The 19,090-nt window shown below is 62.3% G+C and carries 14 protein-coding genes, 2 tRNA genes and 2 pseudogenes; 11 read left to right on the plus strand and 7 right to left on the minus strand.

Translation table 11 applies throughout. The annotated features are described in order from the left end of the window. Positions 1–163: 163 nt before the first annotated feature. Positions 164–1,351 carry a leucine-rich repeat domain-containing protein gene (locus AUQ37_RS04690; protein WP_058747623.1) on the plus strand — a complete coding sequence of 396 codons (1,188 nt, stop codon included), beginning with the start codon at positions 164–166 and terminating at the stop codon, positions 1,349–1,351. Positions 1,352–1,494: 143 nt separating this feature from the next. Here AUQ37_RS04690 and AUQ37_RS04695 read toward each other — a convergent pair whose 3' ends face one another. Together AUQ37_RS04695 and AUQ37_RS04700 are read right to left on the minus strand one after the other, a co-directional pair. Next, entirely contained in the window at positions 1,495–2,424 is a 930-nt protein-coding gene (locus AUQ37_RS04695) for a radical SAM protein (RefSeq protein ID WP_058747624.1), read from the minus strand. Positions 2,425–2,563: 139 nt separating this feature from the next. Continuing rightward, positions 2,564–2,636 (minus strand) — tRNA-Val (locus AUQ37_RS04700). A 142-nt stretch (positions 2,637–2,778) separates the two neighbouring features. Between AUQ37_RS04700 and AUQ37_RS04705 the strand changes: the two genes are divergently transcribed. From AUQ37_RS04705 to AUQ37_RS04730, 6 genes and pseudogenes are all read left to right on the plus strand, one after another. Beyond that, positions 2,779–2,851 (plus strand) — tRNA-Gly (locus AUQ37_RS04705). Positions 2,852–3,077: 226 nt separating this feature from the next. Then, a complete protein-coding gene (gene rtcA / locus AUQ37_RS04710) occupies positions 3,078–4,112 on the plus strand; it encodes an RNA 3'-terminal phosphate cyclase (protein ID WP_058747625.1) in 1,035 nt (344 codons plus the stop codon). After that, a complete protein-coding gene (locus AUQ37_RS04715) occupies positions 4,109–4,756 on the plus strand; it encodes a 2,5-diamino-6-(ribosylamino)-4(3H)-pyrimidinone 5'-phosphate reductase (protein WP_058747626.1) in 648 nt (215 codons plus the stop codon). The genes rtcA and AUQ37_RS04715 overlap by 4 nt, the downstream gene beginning before the upstream one ends. Positions 4,757–5,734: 978 nt before the next feature. After that, positions 5,735–6,738, plus strand: a pseudogene (gene mtnA / locus AUQ37_RS13560) (S-methyl-5-thioribose-1-phosphate isomerase). Then, positions 6,735–7,349 carry a class II aldolase/adducin family protein gene (locus tag AUQ37_RS04725; protein ID WP_058747627.1) on the plus strand — a complete coding sequence of 205 codons (615 nt, stop codon included), beginning with the start codon at positions 6,735–6,737 and terminating at the stop codon, positions 7,347–7,349. The pseudogene mtnA and the gene AUQ37_RS04725 overlap by 4 nt, the downstream one beginning before the upstream one ends. Further along, positions 7,350–8,456, plus strand: a complete 1,107-nt coding sequence (locus tag AUQ37_RS04730) for a ribosomal biogenesis protein (protein ID WP_058747628.1) — start codon at positions 7,350–7,352, stop codon at positions 8,454–8,456. 55 nt (positions 8,457–8,511) lie between these two features. Here the strand turns inward: AUQ37_RS04730 and AUQ37_RS04735 are convergent, their stop codons facing one another. Next, entirely contained in the window at positions 8,512–9,852 is a 1,341-nt protein-coding gene (locus AUQ37_RS04735) for an ATP-binding protein (RefSeq protein WP_082662410.1), read from the minus strand. 298 nt (positions 9,853–10,150) lie between these two features. On the opposite strand from AUQ37_RS04735, the gene AUQ37_RS04740 reads away from it, so the two are divergent. Both AUQ37_RS04740 and AUQ37_RS04745 read left to right on the plus strand, forming a co-directional pair. Beyond that, entirely contained in the window at positions 10,151–11,323 is a 1,173-nt protein-coding gene (locus AUQ37_RS04740; protein ID WP_235584932.1) for a redox-regulated ATPase YchF, read from the plus strand. Between the two features lie 23 nt (positions 11,324–11,346). Then, on the plus strand, positions 11,347–13,815 hold the full coding sequence (locus AUQ37_RS04745) for a DNA-directed DNA polymerase (RefSeq protein ID WP_102134599.1): 2,469 nt from the start codon (positions 11,347–11,349) through the stop codon (positions 13,813–13,815). Here AUQ37_RS04745 and AUQ37_RS04750 read toward each other — a convergent pair. Together AUQ37_RS04750 and AUQ37_RS04755 are read right to left on the minus strand one after the other, a co-directional pair. Further along, positions 13,769–14,047 carry an ATP-binding protein gene (locus AUQ37_RS04750; protein WP_058747629.1) on the minus strand — a complete coding sequence of 93 codons (279 nt, stop codon included), beginning with the start codon at positions 14,045–14,047 and terminating at the stop codon, positions 13,769–13,771. The two genes, AUQ37_RS04745 and AUQ37_RS04750, sit on opposite strands and share 47 nt — an antisense overlap. 119 nt (positions 14,048–14,166) lie before the next feature. Then, positions 14,167–14,376 carry a hypothetical protein gene (locus AUQ37_RS04755; protein ID WP_058747630.1) on the minus strand — a complete coding sequence of 70 codons (210 nt, stop codon included), beginning with the start codon at positions 14,374–14,376 and terminating at the stop codon, positions 14,167–14,169. Positions 14,377–14,908: 532 nt separating this feature from the next. On the opposite strand from AUQ37_RS04755, the gene AUQ37_RS04760 reads away from it, so the two are divergent. Both AUQ37_RS04760 and AUQ37_RS04765 read left to right on the plus strand, forming a co-directional pair. Next, positions 14,909–15,532, plus strand: coding sequence for a 50S ribosomal protein L15e (locus AUQ37_RS04760; RefSeq protein ID WP_082662411.1), 624 nt, complete (start codon positions 14,909–14,911; stop codon positions 15,530–15,532). A gap of 161 nt (positions 15,533–15,693) precedes the next feature. Beyond that, the gene (locus AUQ37_RS04765; RefSeq protein ID WP_058747631.1) at positions 15,694–16,422 is read left to right on the plus strand and encodes a DUF169 domain-containing protein; all 729 of its coding nucleotides are present in this window, start codon (positions 15,694–15,696) and stop codon (positions 16,420–16,422) included. 7 nt (positions 16,423–16,429) lie between these two features. On the opposite strand, the pseudogene AUQ37_RS13565 reads toward AUQ37_RS04765, so the two are convergent. Both AUQ37_RS13565 and AUQ37_RS04775 read right to left on the minus strand, forming a co-directional pair. Next, a pseudogene (locus AUQ37_RS13565) lies at positions 16,430–18,020 on the minus strand (glutamate synthase-related protein). Positions 18,021–18,066: 46 nt separating this feature from the next. Next, the gene (locus AUQ37_RS04775) at positions 18,067–18,942 is read right to left on the minus strand and encodes a THUMP domain-containing protein (RefSeq protein WP_058747632.1); all 876 of its coding nucleotides are present in this window, start codon (positions 18,940–18,942) and stop codon (positions 18,067–18,069) included. Between the last annotated feature and the right edge of the window lie 148 nt (positions 18,943–19,090).

Below are 19,090 nucleotides of genomic sequence, written 5' to 3' on the forward strand. Positions count from 1 at the left end.
GTCCAAGGGATTGGCGAGAGGTTACGGGAAGGAGATGCGTCTCGGAAGGATAGTGTTCTTCCGCGACAGCTGCAGGTCGTTATGAGCCTGCTCCTCTGCCCGATTCCACACGAAATGTTATAGAACCAAAAATATAATGCGATACGCTGGCCCGGTGAGAACCATGATGAAAAACAAGTCGATCTGCGGAGGCAGGATGCTCTCCGCGATAGCGGCGATCGCCGTCGCCGCATTCCTGTCCATACCCCTGACTGCGGCCGCCGTATCGGACGCGGATGTGGAGATAACCTGGAGCGATTCGCAGTTCAGTTACTATTCGACGGACGGTTCGACCGTGACTGTTTCGGCAAACGGAACCTGGCTCTCGTCTGAAATAACCGTCCCGTCCAAGGTATCGCATAGCTCGGAATATACTGTGACCGCCATAGGCAATGCTAAAAACAGCAGCGGCCAAGTGGGATTCCAAGGGTGCACCGGCATCACATCGATCTATCTTCCCCCGACATTGAAGACCATATCGGAGAACGCTTTCAGCGACTGCAGTTCCCTGACGTCCCTCGAAGTCCCTGCAAGCGTCACCTCCATCGGGAATTACGCGTTCAGCGGATGCATCGCCATGAAAACGCTCGCGATCCCCGCCTGCGATATCGGCACTTGTGTCATCAAACAGTGCCAGAGCCTTGAAACCCTGACCATTCTCTATTCTGGGCTGAAGACCAGCGCGGCCATTAACAGCACTGCATTCGGTACCGGGATATCCACGAACATAGCAGTGAACGATTACTCTGCCTTCAATCTCGAAGCATACAACGAGACCAACAGCAGCACCGGCGCATATGACAGCTGGAACGGCCTGACGAAGAACTACATCAGCAGTTCGTACATGTATACCCATGTATCCGGTTTCACCGACTGCAGCACTCTCAGCGAGACCACTATTGAAGTCAGTATCGATGATGATGATGCTATCTACCTCCATGCTGCGACCGGCGGACATGAAGTGCGCTCCATCAAAGATTCCACCGGCGCCCAGCCGGACTGGATAAGCTACAGCGGCGCTTCATTGATCGTAGATCCCAGCAAGATGACGGCGGGAACTACAGGCAATGTCGTCATAAACTGCTATGACAGCGATAATCTGCTTACTGATTCATTGCTGCAGCTGCATGTGAACGCGACAGGGTCCAGCTCCGGAAGCTCCGATTCCGGAGACAGCGGAGACTCTGGCTCTTCCGATTCGGGAAGCTCCGATGACGACGGAGACAGCAGCGGCCTGATCATCGGCGGCGCTGCGGCGGCCGTTATCGTGATCGCGGCCATAGGCCTGCTGTACTTCAGGATGCACCGCTGAACGGCCGAACCCTCTGAAAACTTCTTACCGCTTCCTTCCGGGATCGGAGGGAGCGAACTTCTTTCCCATCGATCGCACGGATGATGACGCACCTGCTGTTCCGAGACGTCCGAGTACTCAATCCGATGATCTGGCCGAGGAGATTAGCGCGCTGAGACTGCGTACCGACCCGTCCGCCGCCCTGACCCTGCCGTAACCCGATTCCAAGAGCCTCTTCCTTGCGCCCTGCAGGCTCTTCGACGGGTCCGCCTTCTCGATATAATCCGCCGTCCCCTTCGGGCTCCCGGCGAACTCCGCAAACACCTTCCCGAACCCGCCGTAGAAGCCTCCGTAATAGCCGATCGCCCGTACTCCCGGTCGGCGAACGTCGAGAGCAGGAGGGCCGACGATATCTGGTCGGCGCGGCGGGCGGACACCGCCCCGACCCCCTGCCTGGAGAACCTCGTTCCCCCGACCGGCACCATCGCCGACGAGGAACCGTGGCGGAACCCGTACTGCATCCCGCCGAGGTAATTGGAGGCGATCTCCCGGTCGGAGACGCCGGCGTAGACCGGCTCCGTCCCCGCATAGACCTCGATCCCCGCCCCGATGAAGCCCCTGACGGTCTCCAGGCGGTCGCGGGGCTCCAGCCAGGTGATCGCTCCTTCCCCCAGGCGGAGGGCATGGTAGGCGCGGGAGGCCCCGGCCCTGCGCAGCTCCGCGCATTCCTCCGGGGCCCTGTCTCCGGTGTTCACCGCGATGACGACATCGGAGGGAGCGGCCGCCCTGGCCGTACGGACCGCATCGAGCAGGACATCGATCTCCGTATCGTTGATTGTCATTAGCGATATGCAGGAGACATCCCCGGCCGCGGTCGTTTCCCGTACATAGCGCCGGAGGACGTCCTCGGGCATGACGTAGTCGTCCGCGTCGGTGGTGCTGAAGGCGAACGCACAGAACGCGCAGTCTGCATGGCACGGTCCGGTGGCGATGCCTATCTGCGCCCCGATCTCCCCTATGCCCTCCTGGGCCGAAAGTGCCAGCGAGTGCGCGTGGGATATGATCGCCGACGCTCGGGGGAATCCTCGGGGCATCCGAGGAGGCGGACCAGCTCATCCTCCGCCAGTTCCCTCTGTTCCGCGGCCGACAGCAGCATCCCGATCTCCGGGTCCATGGAGGCCCCGACTCCGTTCAGGAAGATAACCGATGCGATGCGCAGAAGAATAGACTGAGTGGACCTGGCCGGGATCGAACCGGCGAGCTCCGCCTTGTAAGGGCGGCGTCATAACCGCTAGACCACAGGTCCGCAGACAGTCCCGGAAAAGGCTGCGTTACAGTCTCAGCAGGGCCGAAAGCTGGCTTCTGATTGGCGAGGAAATATAAAATCCCTGGCGGGCACGTTTCGAACCTTAGACTAAAATAGATGAAGGTGCATGTGGAAACCCCGAGCGGGTGTAGTCCAGTTGGTTAAGACGGCGGCTTCCCAAGCCACTAACTCGGGTTCGAATCCCGGCACCCGCACTCATGCTGTTTTCGTTCGGCTGTCCATTCTGCTGCGGTTGCATGCGCATCGCCGCGACCCCTGCCCGATCCTTCGGTACACATATTGTCCCAGACCTCCGGTTCCTGCACAGATGTCCTGTTCCGTCGCAGTATGAGCCTCCCGATCATGGCGATAGCAGGGGCGGTCCAGCCGTCCGTCCAGGGCTCGCTAATCTAAAATAACGGCATCTCCTAGGCAGTGAACATGGTTTTGGAGATCGACAGTTCCAGGGGCGAGGGCGGAGGGCAGATGGTCCGCACGTCCGTGGCGCTGGCGACGCTCACCGGGAAGACCACCCGCCTCACCCGGATCAGGGAGAACCGCCCCACCAACGGGCTCTCGAAGCAGCACATCACCGCCGTCGACGCGGTGGCCAGGATGACCGGCTCGACGGTCACCGGCAACACCCTCGGATCGTCCGAGCTTCTAATCGAGCCTGGCCATGAGCAGAACACAAACCTGGTGCTCGACATCGGCTCCGCCGGGGCCGTCAGCCTGGTCATGCAGGCCACCATGCTGGCCGCCAGGAACTACACGGTGCCGTTCAGGATCGACATAACCGGAGGGACGAACGTCATGTGGGCCCCTCCCATCGACTCCTATTCGATGGTCCTCTTCCCCCTTATGAAGAAGATGGGCATCGATGCGAAGGTGGACATCCTGGAGAGAGGGTTCTATCCCATCGGCGGGGGCCGCGTGGTCCTCGAGGTGCAGCCCATAGGGAAGATCAAGCCCCTGGTCCTGGACAAACTGGGCAGGCTCGAGAGAGTGCGCGGGCTATGCTTCATGCAGCACCTCTCCGACCGCGTGGGCCAGGAGATGATGGAGTCCTGCCGGCGCGCTTTCGAAGGGAAATACGACATCGAGATCGATTACCAGCGCTCCGAGGGGATGTCCAGGGGCGCCGGCATGGTGCTGACGGCCGAATACGAGAACGGGATCCTGTCGTCGAACGTCCTCTCGTCCAAGGGCCACAGCGCCCAGCAGTCCGGCCTGGACGCGGCCTCGGACCTCCTGCAGGAGATGTCCTCCGGGTCCACGGTGGACATCCATACCGCCGACCAGCTCCTCCCCTACCTGGCCATGGCCGAGGGGAGGTCGGAGTTCATAGTGTCCAGGATCAGCAAGCACCTGCTGTCCCAGATGGACACTCTGGAGTCCTTCCTGGACGTCAGGTTCGGTGTCGAGCGCAAGGATGACGGGTACCACTTCACCGTCACTCCGGGGGAGCACGAATGAAGCTCCTCAAGCCTTTCGTGCAGGTCAACTGCGCCATGTCCGCGGACGGGAAACTGGCCGGGACGGACCGGAAGCAGGTGAGGATCTCCTCCGAGGAGGACCTGGCACGCGTGAAGGCCATGCGCAGGAGGGCGGACGCCATCCTGGTCGGGGTGGGGACCGTCCTCGCGGACGACCCGAAGCTGACCGTGAAGGGCGCATCCTATGACGAGAACCCCGTCAGGGTCGTCCTGGACGCGCACGGCCGCACCCCGGACAGTGCCAGGGTGCTGAACGGCGATGCCCCCACGGTGATCGCCGTGGACTCAGACTGCACCAGGAACTGGGGCGGGCGCGCTACGGTCATGAAGTGCGGCAGCGACGGGAGGATCGACCTGCGGGGCATGCTGCACCTGCTCGCCGAGCACTTCGGTGTCGAGAGCGTCATGGTCGAAGGCGGCGGGGAGGTCATCGCCTCGTTCTTCCGCGAGAAGCTGGTGGACCGCTACACCGTGTTCGTCGGCGGGCTGATCATCGGCGGCAGGGACTCCCCCACCCCTGCGGACGGGGACGGCTGGGTCGCTCCGGGCGGCATCGGGCTCGAGATCCAGTCGGCCGAGGTCCTCGGGAACGGGGCCCTGCTGACGTTCATTCCCAGGTACTGACCTGCGGGCCGGTGCGGGATGCGCCGGATTATTAAATCCCCGGCGCTTATGCGGGGATATGGTCAATGCCCTGCCTGCGGCGCCGAAGTAACAGACCCATCGCTCGGTTTCTGCACCGCCTGCGGCGCCTATCTCAGCGCACAGGGGAAAGCGCCCGCCCCTGAGCCGGCGGTCCCGTCGGACCCGGTCGAGGAGGGCGCATGGATGGCCTCGGCGGGCCGGATAGCCGAAGCGACGGCGGCCTGGAAGAAGAGGCTGTACGCCGAGCCGCGCGTCAGCGACGCCGTCTACGAGCGCATGCTGTCCTCCCTGACCGAGGGCATGCTCAACTACCCGGTCTCCGCCCAGAGCTTCCATGCGGCGGGCTTCGCCGACATCGATATGATGATCCGCGACCGCGAGCTCATACCGGACCTCATGAAGAGGCTGTCCTCCAGCCTCGGCGTCTGCAAGATCCAGAACGGAGTGCTGGGGCTTGCCCACCCGTACATGTTCCTGCTGATCGAGGCGTTCTCCGCCTACACCGATATCCGCGAGCTGCGGGACCTCTGCTCCGAGGCGGCGGTGGCGCTCGGGAACATGATCGAAACCGCCCAGGGCCTCCCCAACGCGATGCCCGGGAAGAAGCCCGAGCCCCTCCGCTGCCTGAACGCGTACCTGTCGTTCACGGAATCGCTGAGGAACGAGGCCGCGAAGGTATCCTCATCGCTCCCCTCGGAGCGCCTGGACGCGCTGGCAGATGAATGGTCCGGCCCGGCGGCCCCTCCCTACATCATCCACGTCCGCGCGGCGTTCCTCCTGACCCTCCGTTCCCTGACGGCCGGACGCTTCGGGACCTCGCACCTGCTGAAGAGGCGCGACGGCCTGCTCCGGACGTCGGGGAGGAATACTCGGAAGGGACGAAGAAGAAAAGCGCGTGACCGTCCGCGATCGGACGCCCGCAATCTTATTACCCCTGTCAGCCAATCGTTCCGCGTTATGAAAGCGAGAACAGATGACGGCAGGACGGCCGATATCCGGGCCGTCTGGTTCGAGAACGGGAAGGTCAGGATGATCGACCAGAGGCAGCTCCCGCTGAAGCTGGCATTCGCGGATTTCTCCGACTACCGCGGAGTAGCGGAGGCCATCAGGAACATGACGACCAGGGGGGCGCCCTGCATCGGCGCCTCGGCGGCCTATGCAATGTGCCTCGCGAAGCTCCAGGGAGCGGACATGGAGAAGGCGGCCGCGGACATCAAGGCCGCCCGGCCCACCGCCTACGACCTGTTCTACGCCGTCGATTGGATGGCGGAGCGCCTGAAGGAGGGCGAGGACCCGGTCGAGCCTCCGATGCCTATGCGGACGCCATCGTCGGCAAATGCCGCGCCATCGGGAAGAACGGCGGGAAGCTCATCAAAGACGGCATGAAGCTGATGACCCACTGCAACGCAGGGGCCCTGGCCACCGTCGACTACGGCACCGCGCTCGCGCCCATGAGGGACGCCCACGCCCGCGGGACCGACTTCTTCGTCTACGTATCCGAGACCCGCCCCCGCCTGCAGGGCATGCAGCTCACCGCCTGGGAGCTCGGGCAGGAGGGCATAGACCATGCCATCATACCCGACGGGGCATCCGCCTATTACATGAGCCAGGGAGTGGACATGATAATCGTCGGGGCCGACCGCATCGCGGCGAACGGCGACTTCGCCAACAAGATCGGGACCTTCGACAAGGCCATCGCCGCCAAGCACTTCGGCATACCGTTCTACGTGGCCGCCCCGGTATCCACCTTCGATTTCAGCACCGAGTCCGGGAAGGGCATCGTCATCGAGCAGAGGTCCGAGAAGGAGGTGACCCAGATCGCCGGCGTGCAGATAGCCCCGCCCGGGTCCAGGGCCCTCAACCCCGCCTTCGACGTCACCCCTGCGGAACTGGTGACGGGCGGATTCATCACCGAGAAGGGCATCTTCTCCCCGTCGGAGATCTCGGAGATGAAAGGATGATGCCGGAATCATATGCCAGGAAGAGGCTGACCGAGTGCTGCCACCTGCTCTACGACCGCGGCCTGACCGTGTCGGCCGGCGGCAACATGAGCGTCCGCCTGAACGATGATGAAGTGCTCATCACCCCCTCCGGCGTCAACAAGGGGCTGATCTCCGAGGACGACCTCATCGTCATAGACATGGACGGAAACACCGTCCGCGGGGAAGGGAAGCCGTCCATCGAGAGGTTCTTCCACGTCGGCATCTACAAGGCCAACCCCGAGACGAACGCCGTCCTCCACTGCCATCCGCTCTATGTGCTGGCACTTGCCGTGAGGAACGAGGAGATCAGGACCTGCATGACCCCCGAGGGCGTCCTCCTGCTGGGACATGTCCCCATGGTCCGCTACGAGACCCCGGGATCGAAGGAGCTGGTCGACGCGGTCATGGAATACGCCGGGGAGCCGGCCATGACCATGTCCAAGCACGGGGCCATCACCCAGGGCAGGACGCTGGAGGAGGCCTTCAACCGCATGGAGGAGCTGGAGTTCCAGGCCCACCTGCAGCTGCTCTCCGGCGACGCCCCCGAGCTGCCCAAGGAAGAGGTGGCGAAACTGCTGGAGATGAGATGAATGGCGGTCCTGGTGACGAAGTGGTTCGGGGTCTTCCTGGCCGATGAGAAATCGAACAGGGTCATCGCCTACAGGCTCATGCCCAAGGACGCGGAGGCCTGCGCCGAGAAGCTCGCCGAGGTGCAGAGGGGAGGCATCCTCCCCGAAGAGAGGGAACTGGCCCAGGGGAGGCAGAGGCTCTCCGTGGGCGACCGCCGGCAGGCCGAGCTCGGGAGGCCGATGCTCTACGACTCATCGTACATCGTGCCCGAGGACTACGGTTTCGGCGGGGACTTCATGCACGAGGTCATGCTCGACCTCGGACGCCTGAGGACCTCCGAGCCAATGGCCCGGGACAAGAACCTCGTGCAGGCCATCCGCTCGCTGGACGACCTCATCGAGGTCTCCAACCTCATGAGCGAGCGGCTCCACGAATGGTACGGGATGCACTTCCCGGAGCTCGCGGACATCGCCAAGGACGACCGCTACGCCGAGCTCATCTCCCGCTTCGGCGACCGCGAAGGGGTCGTGGAGGAGCTGGGGCTGGACATCGAGTCCATGGGCGCGGACTTCGAGCCCGACGACATGAGGGCCGTCCAGGGCCTGGCCTCCGGGCTGGCGGAGATCTACCGCGAGCGGAAGGAGACCGAGGACTACATCAACGCGGTGGTGGCCGACGTCTGCCCCAACATGTGCGCGGTCATCGGCGGGCCGCTCTCGGCCCGGCTCATATCGCTGGCCGGCGGGCTGGAGAGGCTCGCCTCCCTGCCCTCGTCCACCGTGCAGCTCCTGGGCGCGGAGAAGGCCATGTTCAGGCACCTCCGCTCCGGGAAGCTCCCGCCGAAGCACGGCGTGATCTTCCAGTACCCGGACCTGAGGAAGGCGCCGTATTGGCAGAGGGGCAACATAGCCAGGGCCCTCGCGGGCAAGGTGCTCATCGCCGCCAAGATCGATGAATACGGCGGGGAGTTCGCCGGCGACCGGCTGAACAGCGAGCTGAAGAAGAGGATCGCCGAGATCAAGAAGAAATACCCAGACCCGCCCAAGAAGAAGCCCAGGCAGGACGGCGGCCGCCCGAACCATAAAGGGAAGGGGCACTCCAAGGGCAAGGGAAAGAGGAGGCCGTGAGGCCCTCTTCCCCCTCAAACCCTCTTTCTGAAAACCGCCTTCTGATGCGCCGGCATCACAGGCACATCGTCATGTAGATGGGGATGTAAACGACGTTCCCATCAACCCTGAGGTCCTTCGTATGGATGACGTAGGCCTCTTTCACCCACTTCCGGTACTTCTCCATGAACCTGTCGAGAGAGACATGCTTTCCCGACACCGAGGACTTCACCTCTATGGGGATAAGCCTCCCGGCATAGGCTAGGATGAAATCGATCTCCTGAACGCGCGATGTGCCTTCGGCATAGAAACGCCCGTAGACCAGATCGTGTCCCGATGCCTTCAGTTCCTGCGCCGCCTGGTTCTCGAAGAACATCCCCTCGTTGATCGACAGCTTCCCTTTCAGCATGGCCGAGCAGATCTCATCCGCATCTCCGATGTTCGCTCTGAAAGCAGCGGTGAACAGCAGCCCGGTGTCTGCCATGTACAGCTTGAAAACGTCCTCGTCGAGGTTCAGTCCGAGGGCGGGGCTTGGATCGGTACTGCGATAGCAGATATTGACCGTCTTGGACCCGGCCAGCCAAGCGATGCTGGTGCGGAAATCCCTGATGCGGCTCCCCCGACGGACCGCTGAGGGCATGAAGCGCTTCTCATGCTTCGAAAGCATGGAAGGAACGTTTTGAAGGGTCATGGAAGCCAGCAGAGAACCGGATTCCTCTGTTTTCGCCGCATCCTTCACGTAGAGATCGAGGATCCCCCTCTTCACCTTCTCGACGCGGCTGAAGCTGTTGTATTCCAGCAGCGCATCGACTGCCTGCGGCATGCCCCCGACCAGCATGTACTCAGCATATTCGCCCATGATCTTCCTGTGGGCCGCCTGACCGAGGGGCTGCTTCTTCCTGAAGCATTCGCGGATGAGCCCGGCAGTGACGGTATCGCCTTTGGCCCACAGATATTCCTCGAAATCCATCGGGAACATCTCAACGGCCATCTCCTCCGAAGGTATCAGAATCTGTCTCACGTTCCTTTTGACCGATATCAGGGACCCGGTCTCGATGTAATCGTAGCGTCCGTCGGCCACCAGATGCTTGATCGCCTGCCTGGCCTGCGGGCAGAACTGCACCTCGTCCATGATTATCAGGCTGTCCCTGACGTACAGCTCAGTGCCGTAGGCCGACTGGAGACGGAGGAACAGACCGTCCAGATCGTTCATGCAGTCTCTGAACAGCTTCATGGATTCCCTGTCCTTCGAGAAATCGATCAGGATGTACGACCTGTAGTTGGCGGCGGCGAATTCCCTGACAGCAGTGGTTTTCCCGACCCTTCTCGCGCCTTCGATCAGCAGCGCATAATCGCGGCTGAAGTCCCGCTTCCATTCGGCAAGCCTTTCCCAGATCTTCCGCTTGAACACCCTCATTTTATCTCCGCCGCCTGAATCCCAAAAACAATGTGCATCCAGATATTTTTACCTATACAATTTTTGCACTTCCCGAAACGAGGTTTACGCACGTTTTTGCAGTTTCCAAAACATGGTTTTCCCACGTTTTTGCACTTCCCGAAACGGGGTTTACGCACGTTTTTGCGCTTCGCGTCCCGAATGAATCTAAGGATCCGTGACCAGCGGCCTCCGTCCGCCAGGCCGTATGCGGGCGGTTCCGTGCTCCCCTCCGAAGCCAACCTATAAACAACGCGTCCGCTTAATGCCCGGCGATTACATGCAAATAGGCATCGTCGGAAAACCGAACGTGGGGAAATCGACGATGTTCGGCGCCGCCACCATGGCCCCCGTCGAAATCGCCAACTATCCTTTCACAACCATCGAGCCCAACAAGGGCGTCGGATACGTGAGGTATCCCTGCCCCTGCAAGGAGCTCGGCATCACCTGCAACCCCCACAACTCTCTCTGCATCAACGGCACCAGGATGATCCCCGTCGACCTCCTGGACGTCGCCGGGCTGGTCCCGGACGCCTGGCAGGGAAAGGGCCTGGGCAACAAGTTCCTGGACGACCTCCGCCAGGCCGACGCGCTCATCAACGTGGTGGACGCCTCCGGCTCCACCAACATCGAGGGCATCCCCGGAAAGCCCGGGGAGTTCGACCCCACCGAGGACGTCACTTTCCTGAGGCATGAGATCGACTGCTGGATGAGGGAGATCATCAAGGACGGCCTGGGCAAGATCGCCAGGCAGGCCAAGATGAACGGCAGCAAGCCGGAGGAGGTCCTGGCGGACCGCCTCGCCGGGCTCAAGGTCACCGAGGGGCAGATCAAGGCCGCCCTCGAGAAGGCCCCCCTTCCGTCCGACCCCACCCTCTGGGACGATGAATCCCTCCTGAAGGTCTGCTCCGAGATCAGGAAGGCGTCCAAGCCCATGATCATCGCGATGAACAAGGCGGACATCGCGCCGAAGGAGAACCTGGACAAGCTCTCGGGCCTCGGAGAAGAGTCCGTCCCGACCATGGCCGAGACCGAGCTGGCGCTCAAGAAGGCCGAGAAGGCCGGCATCATCGAGTACACCCCCGGAGACCCGACGTTCAGGATCAAGGAGGGCGCGAAGCTGAACGATGCCCAGCGCAAGGCCCTCGAGTACATGAAGGAGAACATGGAGAAGTACGGCGGCACCGGCATCCAGAAATGCCTGGAGGACGCCGTCTACAAGACCCTCGACTACATACCCGTCTTCCCCGTGCAGGACGAGAGCAAGCTGTGCGACCAGTTCGGCCGCGTGCTCCCCGACTGCCATCTCGTCCCCCGCGGGTCCACCGCCAAGGACCTCGCGTACAGGATCCACACCGACCTGGGCGACAAGTTCATCCGCGCGGTGAACTGCCGCACCCACCGCACGGTCGCGCCGACTACGTGCTGGAGCCCGGGGACATCATCCGCATAGTGGCCAACAAGTGAGAACCGCAGATGGGGACATACGACGTCAGGCTGATAAGCGCCTCCTACTCCTCCGATGAGAACGGGGAGCCGTACATAGAGCTCTTCGGCAAGACCCGCGACCGGCGTTCCGCGACCCTCCTGGTGTACGGGTTCGAGCCGTACTTCTACGTGGAGGACCCGGTAGAGTACATCGAGAAGGGCCTGAAGGAGGACCAGGACGTCAGCTCCGTGTCCCATACCGTCCTGGAGGTCGGCGGGAAGCCGCACGACTGCCTCAAGGTAGTATTCAAGAGCCCCTGGGCCGTCCCCGGGCACCGCAGCCGCCTGTCCTCCAGGTTCAAGGTGCTGGCCGGCGACATCCAGTACCACGACCGCTACATCTACGACACCGACATGGGCGCGTGCATACGCGCGACCGGTACGGAGACGGAGGGGACGAAGTACTCCACCGACATAGTCCTCCGGATGGAGAGCTTCGAGAACCTCGAGCCGTTCGACCCGGGGCTGAAGTACCTCTCCTTCGACATCGAGAACAGCATCTCCGACCAGCACATCTACTGCATCTGCACCGAGGTCTTCGAGAACGGGAAGTTCTCGGTCCCGGAACCGATATGGGGGGCCGAGAAGGACATCATCGCAGGGTTCGCCCGCCTCATACAGGAGGAGGACCCGGACGTCATCACCGGGTACAACATCGACAACTACGACATCCGCAAGATCATGGAGCGCGCCGAGGCCCTGAAGATGAAGGACGCCCTCCCCTGGGGGAGGGACGGAGGCCAGCCCAAGCTCTTCTCCGAGCGCTTCTGGAGGGTAAAGGGCAGGCTCATCGTCGATGCCTGGTGGGCGGCCAAGAGGGAGCTCCGGCCGAAGCAGGAGACGCTCAACGCCGTCTCCCTGCAGGTCCTCGGGGAGCAGAAGCTCGATGTGGACCCGGGCCACATGGACGAGGAGTGGAACAAGAACCGGGAGAAGGTCCTCAGCTACTGCGTGCAGGACGCCAATCTGGCACTGCGCATACTGCTGAAGGTCGAGACCGTCCGCAAGGCCCTGGACCTCGCGGCCGTCTCCAAGCTGCCGGCGGAGGACGTCCTGGTCTCCGGGACCTCCACCCTGGCGGATTCCCTGCTCATCCGCGCCGCCGACAGGCACGGCGTCGGCGTGCCGATGAACGGCAGGCGCCGGGCGCAGCGCGAGGACAGGATCGAGGGCGGCTACGTGCACACCATGAAGCCGGGGCTCTACCACTGGGTCGTCGTCCTCGACTTCAAATCGATGTACCCGTCGCTGATCATCGCCAACAACATCTGCTTCACCACCCTCAGCGACGACGGCGAGATCGCCGCCCCCTCGGGGGCCCGCTACATGTCCCCCCAGCGCAAGCGCGGGCTGCTGCCGGCCATCCTCTCGGGGCTGATGGAGCAGAGGGACTCCATCAAGAAGCGCATGAAGGCGACCTCCGACCCAGAGGAGCATGACTACCTGAACGGCCTGCAGGCCGCGGTGAAAGTGGTCATGAACACCTTCTACGGCGTCTTCGCCAGCGATTTCTACCGCTTCACCGACAAGAGCATCGGCTCGTCCATCACCAGCTTCGCCAGGTTCTACATCACCGGGATCATCAAGCAGCTCGAGGCCGACGGATACCCGGTGATCTATGGGGACACCGACTCGGTCTTCGTGCTCTCGCCCTACCATGACGTCGAAGGGGCCGTGAAATTTGGGAAGGAGCAGGCGGACAGGTTCTCCAAGGACGGCAAGACGCTCGAGTTCGAGAAGCTGATGGAGCCCATGTTCTCCCACGGGATGAAGAAGAGGTACGTCGGCCGCATCATCTGGCCCGAGAAGCAGTATGAGCTCCTGGTCCGCGGGTACGAGATCAGGAGGTCGGACTCCTTCGACATGCAGAGCAGGGTCCTGACGAAGCTCTTCGAGATGATACTCGACGAGGACACCGACGGAGCGCTGAAGATGGTCAAGGATTCCATCCGCGACCTGATGGCCGGGAAGGTCCCGGCCGGAGACCTGGTCATCTCCCGCACCTGCAAAGGGCTCGATGCCTATGAGAACCCCGAGAGGATGGCCAACGTGCAGGCCGCCAGGAAACTGGTCGCCAAGGGCTACAATTTCATCCCGGGGATGAAGGTGTCCTGGATCGTCACCGATGCCTCCAAGACGCCCCAGGAGGTCGAGCCCTACGTGAGCGGGGCGCCGTTCGACGCCGTCCCCGACTACCGTTACTACGCCGAGCGCATAGCGCAGATGGCCTCCAGGATCACCGAGATCTACGGCTGGAAGGAGGAGGACCTGCTGGCAGGGTCCCAGCAGACCACGCTGCTGGAAGGCGGGTCTCGCCGGAGAAGCCGAAGAAAGTGTCCAAAGGCAGCGCCAAAGAGAAGGCCGGCGGCGGGAAGACGGCATCGCTCGACAGTTTCTTCAGCTGACGGCATCAATAATCTTTTGACAGCAGGAAGTCCTTCAGCAGAACGCATCTGATGCCGTCGGAGTCCCCGAAGAACGGGTTCTCCTTCATGACGACGACAAACTTCGGGAAATTGTCGTCTATCTCCCTCAGCGGGCTGTACTCCCTTTTCGCCGTGTCCGGGCTGGACATCTCGAAAGTTGCCTGGATATAGACCTTCTTCCGCATCTTCTCCGCGATGAAGTCGATCTCCTTCCCTTTCGCATCGCCGACCCAGACGCGATACCCGCGGCTCCTGAGCTCCATTTCCTGAATCCAGGAAATACCTGCTGAAAACCTACTGCATTTCCTGAATCCAGGAAATTATTGCAGTGGAACCCTGCTGTTTGCAGTATCACATGCTGCTGAAAGCAATCGCGAATCCATCAATAATCCTTCGATGCCAGGAATTCCCCGAGCGTCCTGAACCTGAACCCGCACATATCGGCCGTGAGGGAGATCGGCTCCAGGGACACGATATGCTTCGGGAAGAAGTCCGGAGCGTACCTGAAAGCGGCCAGTTCCCTTTTCGCGTTGCCGTCATCGAGCTTCTGCACCGTGCGGACATATATCCTCAGGCCGTTCCTGATGCCCATGAGGGAAACGCGGACGCTGCTGGCATAGGCGTCGAAGACCGTGTACCCCCGGCGGGCCAGTTCCGCGGCGATGAAGCGCTCGGCATCCTCGGGACTAATGCTTCATTATCCGGAAACGAAGCGGGCAAAGACCTGCTCTTACCTGAAATGGGCTTCCCTGACTCTATGTCGAATGCTTGAATTTTCAAGTACCCTGTGCATTCAGAATCGGAACTCATCATTCGCCTCCGCACAGTTGTCTGAGGCCTCGAAAGATTTGGTGAAGCAATAATCTGAAGCAATTTGCAATTTAAAAGAAATTCAGACATCTGGCACATGCAATCGCATTGATGATTCTTAAGATTCTTCGGTTGTTTGAGGAATTTTTCTTCGGTTACTTGACGGCCAATCCTTCATCCGTCTGCCGGATCCCCCGCGGCCGCCGCCCCGCGCGCGGGTGCCTTTTAAATAAGGGGTAAGCATCGGACATGGCACGGGATTCTGTTCCCGTCGGAAATGTACCGTCTAACGGCGAATCCGGAAGGTGATTATCATGGCAGAAGAGTCTACCGAGAAAAAGGCCCCCCAGGGCAAGAGCATGTACAAGTACATCGCCGAGGCCTGGGCCGACAGCAGGAACACCTATGTGAAAGCCCTCAACCAGGAGAGGCGCATCAAGTGGAGGAGCGAAGAGAACTTCCTCCGCATCGAGAAGCCCACCAGGCTCGACAGGGCCCACGCGCTCGGCTACAAGGCCAAGCAGGGATACGTCCTCGTCAGGGCCAAGGTGAGGAAGGGTGCCTACCGCAAGAGGCACATCAACACCGGAAGGAGGGCGAAGAGGAAGGGAGAGGAACAGCTCATCGTCAGCAAATCCCTCCAGTCCATCGCCGAGGAGAGGACCCAGAAGCGCTATCAGAACCTCGAGGTCCTGAACTCCTACTGGGTCGGAGCGGACGGGCAGAACGAGTGGTACGAGGTCATCCTCGTCGACCCCGGATGCCCTGTCATCCAGCATGACCCCAAGATCAACTGGATCTGCAACAACAAGCACAAGAACCGCGTCTACCGCGGACTGACCGCGGCCGGAAGGAGAGGACGCGGCCTCCAGAACAAGGGTCACGGCGCCGAGAAGGTCAGGCCTTCCGGCGGTGCCAACGGCAACAGGAACAACTGAGTTCCCTGCCCCGCCAAACTTCTTCCCCGTCCCCTTTACGGGGCGGGTTTTTCTTTCGTTCGATTTGATGGCTGCAGGTGGCTTGCAGGCTTCGGCGCCTGTCCGATCCGCGTCCGGCAACAGTTTTAACGCCGCTCCATGTTCTCATGGCGGGATAATCAATGGACCGCATCGCCGCCGCACTTGAACTGACCGTCAGACCTGTTGCGATATACCGCTCCGCGGAGATCCCCGCGGATGCCGATGTGCCGCAGGGCCACTGCTCCATTCCCCCTCTCCTGCTGAAATGTGCCAGGACCGGGAAGAAGTGTGCCGCCGACAAGGCACACATCTATTGCCACGGAGCTGTCAGCGGGTTCGGCTTCGGCGGCATCCCCGATAGGGAGTCGACGGCTTGCGCCCTGTCCACCGGCGTTCCCAGGTCAAAGCATCCCGCTAAGCTGCATTTCAGGAACCCTGACATCGCGAAGGCCCGCCTCTCCGGGATCCCGGACATCGGCGACGGGAACGACGCCATAGTATTCCAGGACCTCAGAGAGGCCGAGGCCGAGAAGAGGCCCGTGGAGGTGGTCGTCTTCATCGCCGACCCGACGAGGATCTCGGCTCTGGCACAGCTCGCTTCCTTCGGCTACGAGGGCGAGGGGCAGGCAGTGATCATGCCTTACGGGCACGCCTGCCAGCAGATCTACGCCATCCCCGCCGGAGAAGGGATGAAGGAGCACCCCCGCGCCGTGGTCGGCTTCACCGACCTTTATGCGAGGCGCTTCATCGACCGCGATAAGATGACCTTCGCCGTGCCATACAGCCTCTATCGGAGGATGGAGACCGATGTGCCCTCGTCCTTCATGGGGGCCGAGGGCTGGAAGGACACCCTCGGCAGATGCCTCTGACCGGCGGTCAGGCGTGCCTGATCCCGGTTGCCGCGGCGATATCGCTGTCAGTGGTGCAGAGGTCGTCGAGACCCAGATCATGGATGTCGTCGTGGCCGGTGACCCTGGCGAAGACCCTGAGCTCCTCGGAGAGCGCTTTGAGGTAATTCCCCACGCGGACCGCTCCCTTGGAGAAGTCCAGCCTCGATTCGAGCTCCGGGTCCTGGGTGGCGATGCCCATGGGGCAGCGGCCGGAACCGCAGGCCCTGTACCTCTGGCACCCGAGGGCGATGAGCGGCCCCGATGCGAGCGCAACGGCGTCCGCCCCCATGGCGATGGCCTTGGCGCAGTCCCCTCCGGTCCTGAGGCCGCCCGTGATGACGAGCTCCTGGGTCATCCCGTGGGCATCCATGTACCTCCTGGCGCGGGCGAGGGCGTAGACCGTGGGCACCGAGGACGCGTCCCGGAGGAACTTGGGCGAGGACCCGGTGGCCCCGCCCCTGCCGTCGATCGTGATGAAATCGCACCCGGAATGAGATATGAACTCCAGGTCGTCCTCGATTCTCTCGGCGGCGATCTTGACCCCTATCGGTTTGCCCCCGGTCCTCTCCCTGAGCGTCGACACCATGTCCCTGAGGTCCTCGGGGGAGTTTATCTCGGGGAACCTCGACGGGCTCTGGATGTCCTGCCCCGGAGGCTTCCCGCGCATCTCTGCTATCGCAGGCGTGACCTTGCGCCCGGGAGATGCCCGCCCATGCCGGGCTTGGTGCCTTGGCCGATCTTGATCTCCACAGCAGAGCATCTCCCGAACGTCGCGTCGCTGACGCTGTACTTGTTGGGGACGTACTCGAAGATGTAATGGTCGGAGGCTCCATCTCCGCGGGAAGGGCCCCGCCCTCTCCCGAGCACATCGCGGACCCGGCGGCGGAAGCGCCCATGGCGAGAGCGGTCTTCGCCGTCGCGGAGAGCGCCCCGAAGCTCATATGGGATATGAATATCGGATTGTCCAGGACCATGGGCCTGGCGGCCGAGGTTCCGATGACCGTGCTTATGTTCACCGGGGCGCCGTCGTCCAAGGGAGGATGGGCGAGCTGCCCTCCCAGGATCAGGATGTCGTCGAACTTCGGCACCGGCAGGAGGGTGTCCATGGCCTGCCCGGGGCTCTTCCCGGTCGCGGCCATCTCGTGGATCTCGTCCATGACCCCGCCGTCATGCTTGATCAGGCTCGGGTCGAACTCCGTGTCCCGGCCGCCGCGGGGCTGCTCGGGACCGGATTGGCCGGACTGACCGGAGGGCGGGCAGTCCTCCAGGAGGATGAAGTTCTCCTTCCTCTCGCCGCACATGATGCAGACCCAGTCATCGGGGAGGCTGTCGAAGGGAACGCCCTCGAACGCCTCATCGTAGATCCAGCCGCAGGTCGGGCACTGGTAGCGCCTGGGCGCCCTCGGGCCGCCGGAGCCGCCGGAACGTTTTCCCGGCCCGTCGGCGATCCTCTTGAAAGCGCTTTTCGGCGATCCGCAGACGGGGCAGACCCAGTCATCTGGGAGGCTGTCGAAAGGGACCTTCTGATCAGCATCGTCGTAGATCCACCCGCACAGGGTGCACTGGTATCTCGCCATGAGGCTGATTGGCGCGGCGGTTAATAATGTGAACGACGGCGGACGGTCACTCGGCGGAACGGTCCCAGGAGGGCGATTCCTCCGCCTCTTTCCTGATCGCCGCCACCCTCTCCGCCACCTCGGCATCGGTCATCCCGACGGTCGGGAAGAACGCCGGCCGGTCGCGGGAGGCAGGGTCGAACCCGGCGGCCTCCTCGAGCCCATAGCCGAACACATATCCCAGGTTGCGCTCGACGCGGAAACCGGGATCGATGACCTTCAGGCGGGGATCGTACTGCCTGAGCACGCCGAGCCCGTAGTCTCCGACCACGTAGACCCTGCATCCCCTCTTCATCATCAGCCAGGCGCTCAGGAGGCCGCGGTCGTCATCCACATAGGCCACGACCCTCCCCTGGGTGCCCAGGGGCAGGCCGGCATGGGCGTAGATGTACTCCTGGAAGTAGTAGGTCTTCTTCGGCCTGACCTCCACCCAGAAGGTGATGTCGGGCTCGCTGAGGTTCACCTTCGGGTGCTTGTCCAGGTTGGCGTCCCAGATGGCGTCGCCGACCTGCCTAGCTATGTCCATGGAGGTGTACTTCTGGCCCCCTTCTCTGCGGGCGCGGACGGCGAAGGTCTTCCCGTCGACCATGCGCGTCTTGGAGTACTCCGCGAGCGCGGCGCATATCTCCTCCGGGTCGGTGCTGTCCAGTTCCTCGGCGACGCTCAGCGAGGAGACCCCGAAGACCTTCCTCACGGACCTTATGGCCGCCGAGATGTCCCCGGCGGTGATGTAGAAGCGCGCCTGGCCCTTCTCCACCAGGGACTCGACGCCGTCGGCCTCCAGCATCTGCATGAGATTGTCTTTCATGCGGTTCTCCCAGCGGTTGCGGACCGCCGAGCCCTTGAGGCCGATTTCCGAATACCTGATCAGCAGCACTGCCATCGCATTCCCAATCGGGCGGAGGTCTTTCTACTTATCGACCCCGGCCGAGATGATGCGCCGTGCGGACGTTGGATCCGACACCCGACCGTTATTGCAACATGCATCGGATGCCGACGTCCGTAGAACATTGCTTATCGTTCCTCGCGCA

This window comes from Candidatus Methanomethylophilus sp. 1R26, assembly GCF_001481295.1.
GTDB lineage: Archaea > Thermoplasmatota > Thermoplasmata > Methanomassiliicoccales > Methanomethylophilaceae > Methanomethylophilus.

Coding starts and splice junctions, on each gene's coding strand:
- AUQ37_RS04690 (WP_058747623.1), top strand. CDS start 164: ATGATGAAAAACAAGTCGATCTGCGGAGGCAGGATGCTCTCCGCGATA.
- AUQ37_RS04695 (WP_058747624.1), bottom strand. CDS start 2,424: ATGCCCCGAGGATTCCCCCGAGCGTCGGCGATCATATCCCACGCGCAC.
- rtcA (WP_058747625.1), top strand. CDS start 3,078: ATGGTTTTGGAGATCGACAGTTCCAGGGGCGAGGGCGGAGGGCAGATG.
- AUQ37_RS04715 (WP_058747626.1), top strand. CDS start 4,109: ATGAAGCTCCTCAAGCCTTTCGTGCAGGTCAACTGCGCCATGTCCGCG.
- AUQ37_RS04725 (WP_058747627.1), top strand. CDS start 6,735: ATGATGCCGGAATCATATGCCAGGAAGAGGCTGACCGAGTGCTGCCAC.
- AUQ37_RS04730 (WP_058747628.1), top strand. CDS start 7,350: ATGGCGGTCCTGGTGACGAAGTGGTTCGGGGTCTTCCTGGCCGATGAG.
- AUQ37_RS04735 (WP_082662410.1), bottom strand. CDS start 9,852: ATGAGGGTGTTCAAGCGGAAGATCTGGGAAAGGCTTGCCGAATGGAAG.
- AUQ37_RS04740 (WP_235584932.1), top strand. CDS start 10,151: ATGCAAATAGGCATCGTCGGAAAACCGAACGTGGGGAAATCGACGATG.
- AUQ37_RS04745 (WP_102134599.1), top strand. CDS start 11,347: ATGGGGACATACGACGTCAGGCTGATAAGCGCCTCCTACTCCTCCGAT.
- AUQ37_RS04750 (WP_058747629.1), bottom strand. CDS start 14,047: ATGGAGCTCAGGAGCCGCGGGTATCGCGTCTGGGTCGGCGATGCGAAA.
- AUQ37_RS04755 (WP_058747630.1), bottom strand. CDS start 14,376: ATGGGCATCAGGAACGGCCTGAGGATATATGTCCGCACGGTGCAGAAG.
- AUQ37_RS04760 (WP_082662411.1), top strand. CDS start 14,909: ATGGCAGAAGAGTCTACCGAGAAAAAGGCCCCCCAGGGCAAGAGCATG.
- AUQ37_RS04765 (WP_058747631.1), top strand. CDS start 15,694: ATGGACCGCATCGCCGCCGCACTTGAACTGACCGTCAGACCTGTTGCG.
- AUQ37_RS04775 (WP_058747632.1), bottom strand. CDS start 18,942: ATGGCAGTGCTGCTGATCAGGTATTCGGAAATCGGCCTCAAGGGCTCG.